This is a genomic window from Sphingopyxis sp. GW821-FHT02C12, from assembly GCF_059421785.1.
This window is the reverse complement of record NZ_JBWKVQ010000002.1, coordinates 192464-206201: the sequence shown is the minus strand read 5'-3', so window position 1 is coordinate 206201 and position 13738 is coordinate 192464. Positions and strand designations below refer to the sequence as shown.

12 protein-coding genes are annotated in these 13738 nt (G+C 63.2%); 6 read left to right on the top strand and 6 right to left on the bottom strand.

Going from position 1 to position 13738, the window contains the following annotated elements:
• Window positions 1-80: 80 nt before the first annotated feature.
• From rimO to AC07U1_RS16140, 3 genes are all read left to right on the top strand, one after another.
• The gene (gene rimO / locus AC07U1_RS16150; RefSeq protein ID WP_495178313.1) at window positions 81-1451 is read left to right on the top strand and encodes a 30S ribosomal protein S12 methylthiotransferase RimO; all 1371 of its coding nucleotides are present in this window, start codon (window positions 81-83) and stop codon (window positions 1449-1451) included.
• 4 nt (window positions 1452-1455) lie between these two features.
• Entirely contained in the window at window positions 1456-2148 is a 693-nt protein-coding gene (locus AC07U1_RS16145; RefSeq protein WP_495178314.1) for a hypothetical protein, read from the top strand.
• A gap of 502 nt (window positions 2149-2650) precedes the next feature.
• A complete protein-coding gene (locus AC07U1_RS16140; protein ID WP_495178315.1) occupies window positions 2651-4102 on the top strand; it encodes a DUF4403 family protein in 1452 nt (483 codons plus the stop codon).
• A gap of 16 nt (window positions 4103-4118) precedes the next feature.
• Here the strand turns inward: AC07U1_RS16140 and AC07U1_RS16135 are convergent, their stop codons facing one another.
• The 3 genes from AC07U1_RS16135 to AC07U1_RS16125 form a co-directional block, all read right to left on the bottom strand.
• A complete protein-coding gene (locus AC07U1_RS16135; protein ID WP_495197745.1) occupies window positions 4119-4580 on the bottom strand; it encodes a DUF1579 domain-containing protein in 462 nt (153 codons plus the stop codon).
• Between the two features lie 72 nt (window positions 4581-4652).
• Window positions 4653-5666, bottom strand: coding sequence for an inorganic phosphate transporter (locus tag AC07U1_RS16130; protein ID WP_495178317.1), 1014 nt, complete (start codon window positions 5664-5666; stop codon window positions 4653-4655).
• 14 nt (window positions 5667-5680) lie between these two features.
• Window positions 5681-6805 carry a DUF47 family protein gene (locus AC07U1_RS16125; protein ID WP_162248596.1) on the bottom strand — a complete coding sequence of 375 codons (1125 nt, stop codon included), beginning with the start codon at window positions 6803-6805 and terminating at the stop codon, window positions 5681-5683.
• A 183-nt stretch (window positions 6806-6988) separates the two neighbouring features.
• Here AC07U1_RS16125 and AC07U1_RS16120 point away from each other — a divergent pair, with 183 nt between their 5' ends.
• Together AC07U1_RS16120 and AC07U1_RS16115 are read left to right on the top strand one after the other, a co-directional pair.
• A complete protein-coding gene (locus tag AC07U1_RS16120; protein WP_262408124.1) occupies window positions 6989-8536 on the top strand; it encodes a flavin-containing monooxygenase in 1548 nt (515 codons plus the stop codon).
• Window positions 8537-8785: 249 nt separating this feature from the next.
• Entirely contained in the window at window positions 8786-10276 is a 1491-nt protein-coding gene (locus tag AC07U1_RS16115; RefSeq protein ID WP_495178318.1) for a hypothetical protein, read from the top strand.
• Window positions 10277-10339: 63 nt separating this feature from the next.
• Here the strand turns inward: AC07U1_RS16115 and AC07U1_RS16110 are convergent, their stop codons facing one another.
• The 3 genes from AC07U1_RS16110 to AC07U1_RS16100 are packed head-to-tail and all read right to left on the bottom strand — an operon-like array spanning window position 10340 to window position 12242.
• The gene (locus AC07U1_RS16110; RefSeq protein WP_336446739.1) at window positions 10340-10522 is read right to left on the bottom strand and encodes a DUF3008 family protein; all 183 of its coding nucleotides are present in this window, start codon (window positions 10520-10522) and stop codon (window positions 10340-10342) included.
• A 39-nt stretch (window positions 10523-10561) separates the two neighbouring features.
• The gene (locus AC07U1_RS16105; RefSeq protein WP_495178319.1) at window positions 10562-11389 is read right to left on the bottom strand and encodes an SDR family oxidoreductase; all 828 of its coding nucleotides are present in this window, start codon (window positions 11387-11389) and stop codon (window positions 10562-10564) included.
• Between the two features lie 10 nt (window positions 11390-11399).
• The gene (locus AC07U1_RS16100) at window positions 11400-12242 is read right to left on the bottom strand and encodes a DUF3298 and DUF4163 domain-containing protein (protein ID WP_495178320.1); all 843 of its coding nucleotides are present in this window, start codon (window positions 12240-12242) and stop codon (window positions 11400-11402) included.
• A gap of 54 nt (window positions 12243-12296) precedes the next feature.
• Here AC07U1_RS16100 and AC07U1_RS16095 point away from each other — a divergent pair, with 54 nt between their 5' ends.
• Complete coding sequence (locus tag AC07U1_RS16095) at window positions 12297-13709, top strand: leucyl aminopeptidase family protein (protein ID WP_495178321.1); 1413 nt, start codon at window positions 12297-12299, stop codon at window positions 13707-13709.
• Window positions 13710-13738: the final 29 nt, after the last annotated feature.

Here is a 13738-nt window from a genome sequence, read left to right as displayed (position 1 = left end):
TCGCCGATTCCAGCCCGTGGCATGGCGCCAAGCGCCGCGCGTGACAAGCCACGCAAAATCGACTATGCGCGCCGCCAATCATGGCAACCAAAACCCTCCCCTCCCAGCCGAAGATCGGCATGGTCTCGCTCGGCTGTCCGAAAGCGCTCGTCGACAGCGAACGGATTCTGACGAAACTGCGCGCCGACGGCTACGGCCTGTCGCCCGACTATGCCGGCGCCGACGTCGTGCTCGTCAACACCTGCGGCTTTCTCGATTCCGCCAAGGAAGAAAGCCTCGAAGCGATCGGCGAGGCGATGGCCGAGAATGGCCGCGTCATCGTCACCGGCTGCATGGGCAACGAGGCCGACGTCATCCGCGCCCGCTTCCCCAACGTCCTCGCGGTCACCGGCGCGCATCAATATGAACAGGTCGTCGATGCGGTTCACGAAGCTGCCCCGCCGACGCAGGGTCCCTTCGTCGACCTCGTCCCCGAAGGCGGGCTGAAACTGACCCCGCGCCACTACAGCTATCTGAAGATTTCGGAAGGCTGCAACCACAGCTGCTCCTTCTGCATCATCCCCGATCTACGCGGCAAACTGGTCAGCCGCCGCATCGACGCCGTCCTCCGCGAAGCCGAAAAGCTCGTCGCCGCGGGGACCAAGGAACTGCTGGTGATCAGCCAGGACACCTCGGCCTATGGCGTCGATACCCGCCACGATCCGCGCCAGTGGAAGGGCCGCGAAGTCCGCGCCCATATGACCGACCTCGCCCGCGAACTCGGCCAATTGAAGACCAGCGAAGGCCGCGCCCCGTGGGTCCGCCTCCACTATGTCTATCCCTATCCGCACGTCGACGCGGTCATCCCGTTGATGGCCGAGGGGCTGCTCACCCCCTATCTTGACATCCCCTTCCAGCACGCGAGCCCGAGCGTCCTGAAGCGCATGAAGCGCCCCGCGAACGAAGCGAAGGTGCTCGAACGGCTGAAGAGCTGGCGCACGATCGCCCCCGACATCGCGATCCGCTCGAGCTTCGTCGTCGGCTTCCCCGGCGAGACCGAGGGTGATTTCCAATATCTGCTCGACTGGCTCGACGAAGCCCAGCTCGACCGCGTCGGCGCCTTCCGCTTCGAACCCGTCGCGGGCGCGCAGGCCAATGCGCTCGACGATCAGGTGCCCGAAGAGCTCAAGGAAGAGCGCTACCAGCGCATCATGGAAAAAACCGCCACGATCAGCGCCGCCAAGCTCGAAGCCAAGATCGGCCGCACCCTGCCCGTCATCATCGACGAAGTCGGCGAAGCCGACGAAGATGGCAGCATCGGCGCGACCGGCCGCAGCCAGGCCGACGCGCCTGAGATCGACGGTCATGTGTATCTGCGCGATGTCGCCGCGACGCTGAAGGCCGGCGATATCGTCGATGTCGCGGTCGAAGACGCCGACGAGCATGACCTGTTCGGGGTGATCAAAGGATAGCAGCATGCCCGTTGGCGGGATCGCTAAATTGCTGGCAATCGCAGTCACACTGGCTGACCCTGCTACGTCAATGAAGTCAGACTTCCCGCCTGAACTGGCCCGGGCCTTCCAAAACGTCGACCAAGTGCTCGACAAGGTGACAATTTGCCTTGGCGATGAGGCGGCCAATGACTCGGAAGAGCTTAATGCTCGCGATCAGCGACTGACCAAGGTCCGAATACCGGCGTCCGGGATTTGGGGCTGGGAAACCCTGCGGCCCGCCGACCATCTCGGCGAGGCACCGATGACCGATTGCGACGCTCGCGATATTCCGTCGTTATTGACCGAAAGCGATGAGGCTCTGGATGCACTCGAAGCAAGCTTTGCGGAGCATTCCGCAATGTTCGACAAGGGGGTCTGGATCGGCAATTTGGCGCTATGCGGCGTCGGTCCGATCAAGGTTGCGATGATTGAGGATGATTTTGGCGGCAATGACGCATTGCTGATCACATTGAACAAGGCCGCCGGGGCCAAACTTTCGGCTCTAACCGAAGCGAATGTGGGGAATCCGCTCGCAATTCGTGCCAACGGCCTGATCCTTATGGAGCCGCAGATCTACGAACCCCTGATGGATGGTCAACTGCAACTCGCTGGCCCCGATCGTGCGGACCTGGAAAGGGTCGCCGCATCATTGACGCAATGTGCGGGAATGCAGTGACAACCCCGACCGCCTCTCATGAGCGCTACTGCTAAAACCGCTGTCCTACAAAACATCGACGCGTTAGCTTCTGCCCGTGCCGGGCCTTGTCTCCCTTTCATATTATCACGCACCCGCAGCGCAGTTCGCGTGCGGCTTCGCTTGGAGCGACAAAGGAGACAATTTCAGCTCGCGTTTCCGTATCTTTTGTCGCTTTAAGGCCCCTGCCGCTTCCGATGGCAGGTCCGCCGAAGTCGATTTCGGAATGCGGCGCGCAGCAAGACAATTCCAGTGTGAAGTTGCGCAGTTTTCTGCCGGTTTGGCAGAGATACGCGACTCGCTTCTTCGTCATCCCGGACTTGATCCGGGATCCATTCGGCGCATGGGTGGGTGGTCGTCCCCGGATCAGGACCAAAGTGACGAAAAGAGAATCGATGCGCGGAAAAAATGCGATTCCAGAATGAAGTTGCGGAGTTTTCTGCGCGCGAGTGCGCAAGCGCGCCCTAAGCGACTGACCCCACTGATGGCCGCAACCTTAGTGCTCACCGCCTGCAACCCTGCCGATGGCGGAGCCGAGGCGCCGCCGCGCGCGACCGACAAGGCGCCTTCGCCGTCGCAGACGTCGCTGATCGCAGTCCCGATCAATGCCAGCATCGCACCGTTGCGGCAGGAACTCGAACACGCGGTACCGCGTACCTTGTGGACGATCGACCGGCGCGAACAGGCATGCGTGGCGCCGCAGCGGGTCAAGGTGTTCGGCAAGCGCGTCAAGGTCACCCCTGCCATCCCCTGCACCATCGTCGGCCAGGTCACGCGCGGCCCGCTGCGGCTGCGCGGCGAAGGCGACGAGATCGTCGTCGATGTCCCGATCCACGCCCGGATCAGCGCGCGCGACGTCGGCGGCGTGTTGAAGGGCGAGACTGCGACCGGCGCCGCGATGGCGCACGCCCGCGTCCGCATCGAACTATCCGCCGACTGGCGCACCCGCGGCAAGGCGCGGATCACCTATGGCTGGACCAGCGCCCCGGGCATCGATTTCCTTGGGCGTCGCATCACCTTCACCGACGAGGCCGACGCCAAGCTGAAACCCGTCGTGCGCGACGTCGAAGGCATCGTGAACCGCGAGATCGCGAAGATCGACATCCGCAAACAGGCCGCCGATGTCTGGCGGCAAAGCTTCACGACGCTCGAACTCAACCACCAGAATCCGCCCGTGTGGATGCGCGTCACACCGCAGCGCATCCTGTATGGCGGCTATCGTCTCGACGGCCAGCGCATCAACCTCAACCTCGGGATCGAGGGCATCACCGAAACCTTCGTCGCGAACCGCCCGGCCGATCCCGCCCCGACGCCGCTGCCGAAACTGGCGCGACAGGCGCCCAAGCCGCACCTCGACGTGCGCGTCCCCGTCATCGCCGACTATGCGCAGCTGCAGCCGGTGATCGACCGTGCGCTCGCAAAACGGTCGACCCGGCCCTTCGTCCTTCCCGAGCTTGGGCCGATGGACGTGAAGTTCGGCAAGGCGGCCGTCTATGGCGCGTCCGGCGGGCGGATCGCGGTCGGGGTCGATGTCGAGGCGCGGCTCCAGAGCCGCAAGGGCGCGCCGACCCGCGGTCGCATCTGGATGACCGCGATCCCGCGCAACGAGCCGGGCTCGGCCGAGGTCCGTTTCACCGACCTTGTCATAAACGGCGACAGCGACGGGGTGGCTGGCGACTTGCTGATCCTGCTCGGTCGCAGCGAAGGCTTCGCGCCGCTGATCGCCGACGCGCTGACCCAGAATTTCACCCGCGACCTGGACGAACTCCAGGGCAAGATCCGCCGCGCCGTCGGCCAGCGGCGCGAGGGGGCGTTCGTAATCCGCACCAATGTCGCCAGCTTCACGATCGGCGAGATCAAGGCCTATGGCAACGGGCTTTACCTGCCGGTCCAGATGGTCGGCGGCGCGAGCGTCGATTACCGCCCCACTAAATGACGCCGGGTCCGTTCCGCTATGCCCGGATGAAATCCATCGTCCAGTTCACTTCCCAGCTCTGGCCATCGTCCGCCGACATCGCCTGTTCCCAGCGCGGCGATTCGGTGTCGGTGCGGCTCCAGATGAAACGCAGCCGGATCGGACGCCCGTCGAGCCTATCGTCGGCATAGAAATGCCCGACCCCATCCTCGAACCGGCCGATGACGGGGACGTCGATCGCATGCGGGCTGCGCGCATCGAGCCACCAGATCGCCCAGCTCTTCTGAACGGGATCGAAGGATCGCAATGCGACGGCCCGATAGGATCCGCTGGCGATGTGCAGGACATTGTCTTCGATATTGCCGTCGCCGCCCAATATCGGGCGCATGTCGCACGTCCCGTCGAACTCTTCCCATTCGTTGCAGTCCGCAAGGCGCATCTTCAGCCGGCGGTGCCACACGCGCCAGCTGCCGATCTGGAAATCGAAATCACCAGCCATCATGAATTCTCCCCGATCTCATCGCAGAGATTGTTCTTATTACGTTCTCATTCGAACGCAACCCCGCCCTGCTCAGAACAGGCGCGTGAGGCCATAGAAGGCGGCCGCGACGATCGCGCTTGCCGGGATGGTGATGAACCAGGCCGCGACGACATTGCTCGCCACACCCCAGCGCACCGCGCTGGCGCGTCGGGCGACGCCGGCGCCGATGATGCTGCCGGTGATCGTGTGCGTCGTCGACACCGGGATACCCAGCAGGCTGGCAGTGAACACCATGATCGACCCGCCGGTCGAGGCCGCGAAGCCCTGATGATGCGACAGCTTGGTGATGCGTCCACCCATCGTCTCGATGATTTTCCACCCCCCCGACAGCGTACCGAGCGCGATAGCGATGTAACAGCTGAACGCCACCCAGTGCGGAACATGGAATTCGCCGCCGAGATAGCCGGTCGAATAGAGCAGCACGGTGATGATCCCCATCGTCTTTTGCGCATCGTTGAGCCCGTGGCTCAGTGAATAGGCGGCCGACGAGAAGAGATGGAGATGGCGGAACGTCTTTTCGGCGAAGCTGGCAGTCGCGCGGCGCAGCGCCCAACTGCTGACCAGCATCACGATCATTGCGAGCAACATACCCAGCATCGGTGACAGGAAGATCGCGATCACCGTCTTGTTGAGGCCGGTCCACTCGATCCCCTCGAACCCGGCATGGGCGACGCCCGCACCGACGATCCCGCCGACGAGGGCGTGGCTCGACGAAGAGGGAATGCCCTTGAGCCAGGTGACGACATTCCAGAACATCGCGCCAACCAGCGCGCCGAAAACCACCGCCGGTGTCACCAGATCCTTGTCGATGATCCCCTTGCCGATCGTTTCGGCAACCTTGTGCAGTTCGGGAAAGATGACCGACAGGAAATAGGCGGCAAAGTTGAAGAAGGCGGCGAACAGCACGGCCTGCACCGGCTTGAGCAGCCGCGTCGCGACGACGGTCGCGATGCTGTTCGCGGCATCGTGCAGCCCGTTGAGAAAATCGAACGCCAGCGCCAGGATGACGAGGCCGACGAGCAGGGGAAATGCGAGTTCATGCATGCGCGTGCCCTCGCTTATGCGTGGTCGATGACCAGGCCGTCGATCTCGTTCGCGACATCCTCGAACCGGTCGACGACGCGTTCGAGGTGGCTGAACAGCTCGCGCCGGATGATGAACTGAATCGTGTTCGTCTCGCCATGTTCCTGGAACAGGCGCTTCAACCCGGCTGCATGGATTTCGTCGGCATGCCCCTCCATACGCACCAGCCGTTCGGTCAGTTCGTGCAGCCGCGGCCCGTTGGCGCCGATATTGCGCAGCAGCGGCAGCGCCTCGGCGGTCAGCCGTGCGGCATCGACGATGATGCCGGCGATGTCGCGCATTTCGGGTTCGATCTCGGTCACGTCGTACAGGTCGATCGCGCCCGCCGTCTTCTGCATCTCGTCGATCGCATCGTCCATCGAGGCGATCAGGTCGGTGATCGCACTGCGGTCAAACGGGGTCAGGAAGGTGCGACGGACGGTCTGCAGCACTTCGCGGGTGATCGCATCGGCGTCATGCTCGCGCTCAACGATTTCCTGGATATGGTCGGCCATGCCCGGCCCGCCCTGCAACAGGCGCGACAGCGCATTGGCGCCCGCAACCAGCGTCGCCGCGTGGCTTTCGAACAATTCGAAAAAATTGCCCTGTCGCGGCAGCAAGCGCTGAAACCATGCGAACATCCAACTCACCCCTGTCTTCTCGGCAACATTCTGCACCACCCCGCCGGTCCGCGCCACGGCGCGAAAGCCGCTGTCGCCGAACGATCGGATGAGTGCCTGCAAATCGGGTTCCTCGACCGCCGCGGCGGCGGCGTGGAACGGAAACCACTGGCGGTCGCGCTCACCCTCTTCCTTCCATTCGGAAAGTTCGCTGGTGACGGCGAGCGGAAACACCTCGACGTCGAGCAACACCGACGCGCCGTTAGCGCGGCGTTTGCGATATTGATAGCTGCCGATCGGCGTCGGGCACACGGCGCCGATCACGCCGGCCTCTTCCTCTGCCTCGATCGCGGCGGCGGCGTGGCGCGTCATGCCGGTTAGCGGGTTGCCCTTGGGAATCACCCAGCGCTTCGTCTCGCGCGAGGTAATCAGCAGCACTTCGGTCGGTCCATCCTGCGCAGGTCCACCGAAACGATAGGGAAGAACGGCGATCTGGCGCATTTTTCGTCCCTTCCTATTCTTGGGCGGACCATGCCGCCGTTGGTTACAATCGGGTTTCGCCCCTATGACAATAATGTGACAGCGACAAGGATGCTTCGCCCCCCAACGCTCCCCCGTCTAATGCATTGCAAAATGCAACGCGGTGCGTAAGCTGCACCCTAAAGATATATGGGAGACGAAATCATGGCAGGTACCGCGACCATGGAACGCGCGAATGACACAGCGGCTGCGCCGGTCGATCAGGATGTACTGATCGTCGGCGCGGGCATTTCGGGTATCGGCATGGCGGTTCACCTCCAGCAGTACAGCCCCGGGCGCAGCTTCGCGCTTGTCGAGCGCCGCGCCGATCTGGGCGGAACCTGGGATCTGTTCCGCTATCCCGGCATCCGCTCGGACAGTGATATGCACACGCTGGGTTTTGTCTTCGAACCGTGGAAGCATGAAAAGACGATCGCCGATGGCCCTGCGATCCTCGAATATCTGAACCGCATCGTCGATGAACGCCATATCCGCGAGCGCATCCGTTTCGATCGTAAGGTCGTTGGTGCCGACTGGGACAGCGCGACCGCGCGCTGGACGGTTACGATGGAGGACGCAAGCGGCGCGACATCGAGCACGACCGCGCGCTGGCTGTATCTAGGCGCCGGCTACTACGACTATGATTCGCCGTTCGATGCCAATTTCACCGGCCGCGACGATTTCCAAGGCCAAATACTGCACCCGCAGTTCTGGCCGAAGGATCTCGATTATACTGGCAAGAAGGTCGTCGTGGTGGGGTCGGGTGCGACCGCGGTAACGATCGTCCCGGCGATGTCGGACAAGGCTGCACATGTCACGATGCTGCAGCGCACTCCGACGTGGTTCGCCATTCGACCCGCCAAGGACGCGCTCGCCAATTTCCTGCGCAAAATCCTGCCCGAGGAACTGGCATACAAGATCACGCGCTACAAAAACGTGAAGATGCAGGACATCGTCTTCCAGAAGGCCCGCACCAAACCGGAAAAAGTCCGAGAATTCCTGACCAAGCAGATCAAGAAGAATCTTGGTGACCGCTATGATGCCGAGGCATTCACGCCGCCGTACAACCCCTGGGAGCAAAGGCTCTGCCTCGTCCCCGACGCCGATTTTTTCGAAGCAATCAAGGCCGACAAAGCTTCGGTCGTCACCGATCATATCGACCGTTTCGACGCCACCGGAATCCAGCTCAAATCAGGCAAGCATCTCGACGCCGATATCATCGTTACCGCGACCGGACTCAACCTTGCCGTCGCGGGCAAGATTCCGGTGCGCGTCGATGGCGCGCTCGTCGACTGGAGCGAGCATTTCTACTACAAAGCGTGCATGTTCTCGAACGTCCCGAATTTCTCGGCGGTGTTCGGTTATCTCAATGCAAGCTGGACGCTGCGCGCCGATATCGTCGCCGAATATGTCTGCCGCGTGCTCAATCATATGGACGCGACCGGCACGACCGTCGCCACCCCGCGCCTCGACGATCCAGATAGCCTGACCGAAGAGAATATCTTCGATTTCTCGTCGGGCTATATCCAGCGCTCGCTGCACATCATGCCCAAAAACGCCGATGCCCTGCCCTGGCGGCTCAACCAGAATTATATCCAGGATCGCGTTGACATGCGGACCGGCGCCATCGACGACGGCGTGCTTGGCTTCGCCAACGCCCGAGCGGCAACTGCGGCGAAAGACGAAGCGCCGGCGCTCGAAGCCGCCGAATAATTGCGGCAAATCCGTATGGCGGCGACGCGCTTCCCGGCGCGGTGCCGCCGTACCGGCCAGACGCCGCATAGATGGGCCTGAATCCAACCCCTTAATACGGACCCTTTGAGCAGAGTCGGACCGTCCTTGGCACAGCGCCCCGCAGCGTTACTGCCAGATTGGATGTAATGATCTTCGGTTCACGGTATCCGAATATTTACTTTATACTATTCTCCTATTACGCTCTCCGCTTTCCAGGGGGCAAGCATCATGAACGCGGGCTTTAATGCCAAGTTCTGGCGGGGTGCAAAACTTGCAGCGCTCGCCTTTGCCGTGACCACGCCGCTGTCGTCGTGCAAGGACGGCGGGTATGGCAGCGATAAGGAAATCGCGGCGGCCGGCAGTTGCCCCGAGGGCTTCGGCTGGGCCGAGGGACTGCAGGGCTATCTCAACCCGACCGCGACGATGCCGACGACGATGAGCGCGACCGCTGACGATTGCCTGTTCAACCAATGGTCGTGGGAAGCCTTTGTCTGGGCAAACGCCCCGATCGACGGCACTCCGCGCTTCCTAACCTGGCAGGTCCCGGACGATCTGCTCACCAACACCTCCGAAGTCCCGCGCACCTCGCTGCTGCGACTCGATGTGCATATGAAGCCGCTGCACATGGCCGATGGCGCCCCCAGCCAAGACGGCGCGATCGTCGAGGCCGACGGCAGCATGCTGATCGGGCAGAACGGCTATCCGGTCTATGCGTCGAGCCACATGACGCCGAACTATTTCGATGTGATCAAACGCAACCTGATCGCGACCGGCGCCTATCAGAACAATCCAAACCAGGACGATTATTTCAGCGTCGGCGACGCGATCGTCAAGGCGACCTGGTATCGGCTCGCCGCGGGTGAGGCCGCGCCGGCGGGCAGCTATACGACGCAGGCCGAGGTGCCGGTGCTGCAGAACAACTGCAACGGCGCGAACTGCACGGTCGTCCCGAGCGGCAAATATGAGACGGTCACCGTCGCGCTCGTCGGCATGCACGTCGTCGGCTATACCGAGAACCATCCCGAATTCGTCTGGGCGACTTTCGAGCATAAGCTGAACGCCCCGATGTTCGCCGACAACAGTTTTGTGTTCGACGCCAATGCCAGCGATCCCGGCAACTACACCTTCTACAAGGCGGGGACGCCCTATTCGCAGCAGGCATTGCTCGTCGAAACCAACACCAATCCCGCCACGGTCACCTTCGACGCAGCAACGGGTAAATTCTCGCCGATCACGCAGGTCGTCCAGATGAACAAGACCGGCGGCGACACCCAGCCGAACGGGCCGGCGAACATCACCGCGATCAACGTCGCGTCACAGGGCGCGGCGGCGAATTTTCCCAACAATTCACCGCTGCAGAACTACAATCTGATCGGAACGGCGTGGTTTAAGCCCAACACCTATGTGACGACCAATGCGAACTGGCAGGCGCTGAATCAGACCAACGCGATCGGTGCGATCAGCCTGATGAACACCACCGCCGAAACCTTCCTGCAAAGCGCGAAGGGGCAGCAGGGCAATAATTGCTTCGAGTGCCACAGCGCGACCAGCTTCTCCTATCAGGGCATCCAGCCCAAAGCGCTGACGCGGCGCCGTATCGCGATCAGCCATATGGTCGCGATGGGTTCGGCCTATGAAGTGCCTAACACGCTCCCGGTAACCGCGGGTGGCTCACCCGCCGCCAAGGCCACGGCGATCAAGGCCGTACAAAAGAAATAGAGCTGCACTGGGTCGCAGTCGCGTAGCCCCGGGTCGTCAAAGGCCCGGGGTTATGTCTTTGGGTCAATCGACATGCTCGGGCTTGCCCTTGGCCGACCCCTTCGCGAAATCCTCGAGCTGTTTCTCGGTCATGCTCTCGGCCATCTCTTTCGATGCCCCCTTGAGCTTCGACTTGGGCGTGTCGCCGCGCTTGGCGCTAAGCGCCGCACCGGCGGCTTTCTGCTGGGCTTTCGATTTGGCTGGCATCGGCTTTCTCCTGTCTGCCCCCGTATCCGTCACTGCCCCTTACCCGTTAACGATCGTGCCGCCGTTGGGATGCAACACCTGACCCGACATATAGCTGCTGTCGTCGCAGGCGAGGAACAGGAAGCAGGAGGCGACCTCGTTGGGCTCGCCCGGCCGTTTCATCGGCGTACCCTCGCCAAAGGTCGCGACCTTATCGGCTGGCGACCCGCCGCGCGGGTTGAGCGGGGTCCAGATCGGTCCCGGCGCGACCGCATTGACGCGAATGCCCTTCCCCACCAGATTTTCGCTGAGCGAGCGGGTGAAGGCGGTGATCGCACCCTTGGTGGCGCTGTAATCGAGCAGCCCGCCCGATCCCTGATACATCGTCACGCTGGTGCAATTGACGATCGCCGCTCCCTTCTTGAGGTGCGGCAGCGCGGCCTGCACCAGATAGAACATGCCAAAGATGTTGGTTGCGAACGTGCGCCGGAGTTGTTCGAGGCTGATGTCGCGAATATCCTCCGCCGGATGCTGCTCGCCCGCATTGTTGACGAGAATATCGAGCCGGCCGAGCCTGGCAACCGCCTTGCCGACGATCCTTTCGCCCGCGCCCGATTTGCCGACGTCGGCCTTGATGGTGATTGCGCAGCGCCCCTCGGCTTCGACGATCGCGGCGGTGGCGTCGGCGTCAGCCCTGTTGCTGCGGTAGACGATCGCGATATCGGCGCCCTCGCGCGCGAAGAGCGCGCAGACCTCGCGGTCCTTCGGCGGCTTGGCGATCGTTTTGCCCGCACCGACCTCCTTCCTCAGCTTCGTCGCCGCGCGCTTCTTGCCCCTCTTTTCAGCGTCGGTTTCGCCGACCTTCCCGGCCTTCGGCTGTTTCGCCATCGCCCTACTCCTATTTCCCCGCGCGGAAGTCGCCAGCGAACTCCGGATTTACGGCGCGGATCAGTCCAGCCGTCACGGGGACGTTGATCCGGTAATCGCCCTCGGCATAAGCGCCGATCTCATAGGGTGCGATGGCGATCGTCAGGCGGTCGAGATGGCGCCCATCGGACGAGCCGAGCCACACCGTCTGCGCCGAGGCCGGCGGGCATTTGGCGAAGACCGAGTCCTCACCCTCCGCAGGCAGCTGAATGCCCTTCGCCGCCTTGGCGCGCGTGATCGCAGCGCAGAAATCGTCGCGGATCGCCGCGTCGAACGCGGTGCCGCTGGTGAACAGATCGAGCGGCGAACGTCGCTTGCCGCTGTTGCGGTCCCAGAGCAAAGTGCCGAAGGTCGTCATGCCGTGAGCGCCGCCGGTGTAGGTCGAAATCTCGCTCGACAGACTGAGGAAGCGCGGCGTGTCGGTGATGCGTTTCCAAGACTGCAAATGGCTGTGGGGACGGTAAGGAAAGCCTCCCTTTTCCGCGGCCGCCCGATCACGGCGCGATTCAGCGATCAGCGCGTCGCGATTGGCCGCGCGGTCGGCATCGAGCCATTCGGCGAGTTTGGGGATCTTCGCCGCCTCGAGCGGATAGGCGTAGGAAAACTCCATCAGGTCACTGCTTTCCTTGACCTCCGACGCCGTCGCATTCGCCACCTTCACATCGTCGACGGCGCCGGGAGGCGCACCGGGGACCGAGGCGGCAGCGGCCTTTTCAGCGGTCGTCTGCGCCGGTTCGCTGGAGCAGGCGGTGAGAAGGAGGAGGATAGCCGGCGCGAGCGCTGCGGCGGAGCGGAGGGAAAGGATGGCGGTCATGGGCCAACAACGCCGGGCATCGACAAAGTTTCCCCGCAAGCCTAGCAATTCGGAATGACCGACCATTCCGACTTGATCCAGCCAGACAAGGGCCAGGATGCACGCACGATCCACCTTGTCGACAAGAAGAGCTTTGATAGCTGGCTGAAGGGCCGCAGCGCGCGTGAACGCGCCCACCTCGCCGCCGTCGGGTTCAAGCCCGATGCCTTTGTCCATGCTATCCTGCCCGGCGACGATCCCGAGCGCTGGTCGGTGGTAACGACGGTTGCGAATGTTGAAAGCTTGTCGGCTTGGTGCCTTGCCAAGCTGGGCCAGATCTTGCCCGAAGGCCGTTACCGGGTCGAGGGGCGGCAGCCGGGCAAGGCGATGTTCGGGTGGATGAGCGGACAATATCGTTTCGACAGGTACCGCCCCAAGGCCGAAGCCCATGGGCCACGTGTGCTGCTGACCAGCGACGTCAGCGCGATTGCCCCGGTGGTCGCCGAGATGCGCGCGACCGCGCTGGTCCGTGACATGGTCAACACGCCGGCCGCCGACATGGGGCCGGCGGCGATCGAGAAGGAAACCGAGCGCATCGCCAAGGCGCATGGCGCGAAGATCGTGGTAACCAAGGGCGAGGCGCTGGAACAAGGCTATCCGATGATCCATGCCGTCGGACGCGCGGCAGCGAAACATCATGCCCCGCGACTGATCGAGATCTTGTGGGGCAAGGAGGGCCACCCGCGCATCGCGCTGGTCGGCAAGGGCATCAGTTTCGACAGCGGCGGGCTCGACATCAAACCGTCAGCCGGAATGCGGCTGATGAAGAAGGACATGGGCGGTGCGGCGCACGTGCTGGCGCTCGCCGAACTGGTGATGGCGAGCGGGCTGCCGGTGCGGCTGCACTGTCTGGTCGCGGCAGCGGAAAATGCGATTTCAGCCGATGCGTTCCGGCCGGGCGACGTATTGAAAAGCCGGCTCGGGTTGACGGTCGAGATCGGCAACACCGACGCCGAGGGCCGGCTGGTGCTTGGCGACGCGCTGGCGAAGGCGAGCGAGGACAAGCCCGAGTTGATCGTCGATTTCGCAACCCTGACCGGCGCCGCGCGCGTCGCACTGGGTCCCGACCTGCCACCGCTGTTCGCCAATGACGATGCGCTGGCCGACGCGATGCTGGCAGGCGGCATCGATCGCGACGACCCGCTTTGGCGGATGCCGCTGTGGGATGGCTATGCCGACCTGCTCGAAACCGACATCGCCGACCTTGGCAATGCGGGCTCTTCGGCGTTCGCCGGGACGATCACCGCCGCGTTGTTCCTCAAGCGGTTCGTCGGCGAAGGCATCGCCTGGGCGCATGTCGACACCTTCGCCTGGCGCCCCTCTGCGAAGCACGGCCGACCCAAGGGCGGCGCGGCGCTCGGGATGCGCGCAGCATGGGCGATGCTGCAGGCGCGCTACGACCGGCGGCGCAAGGGCGATGGCGCTTGATAAAAGCCCCGCCGCTGCGCTAATGCGCC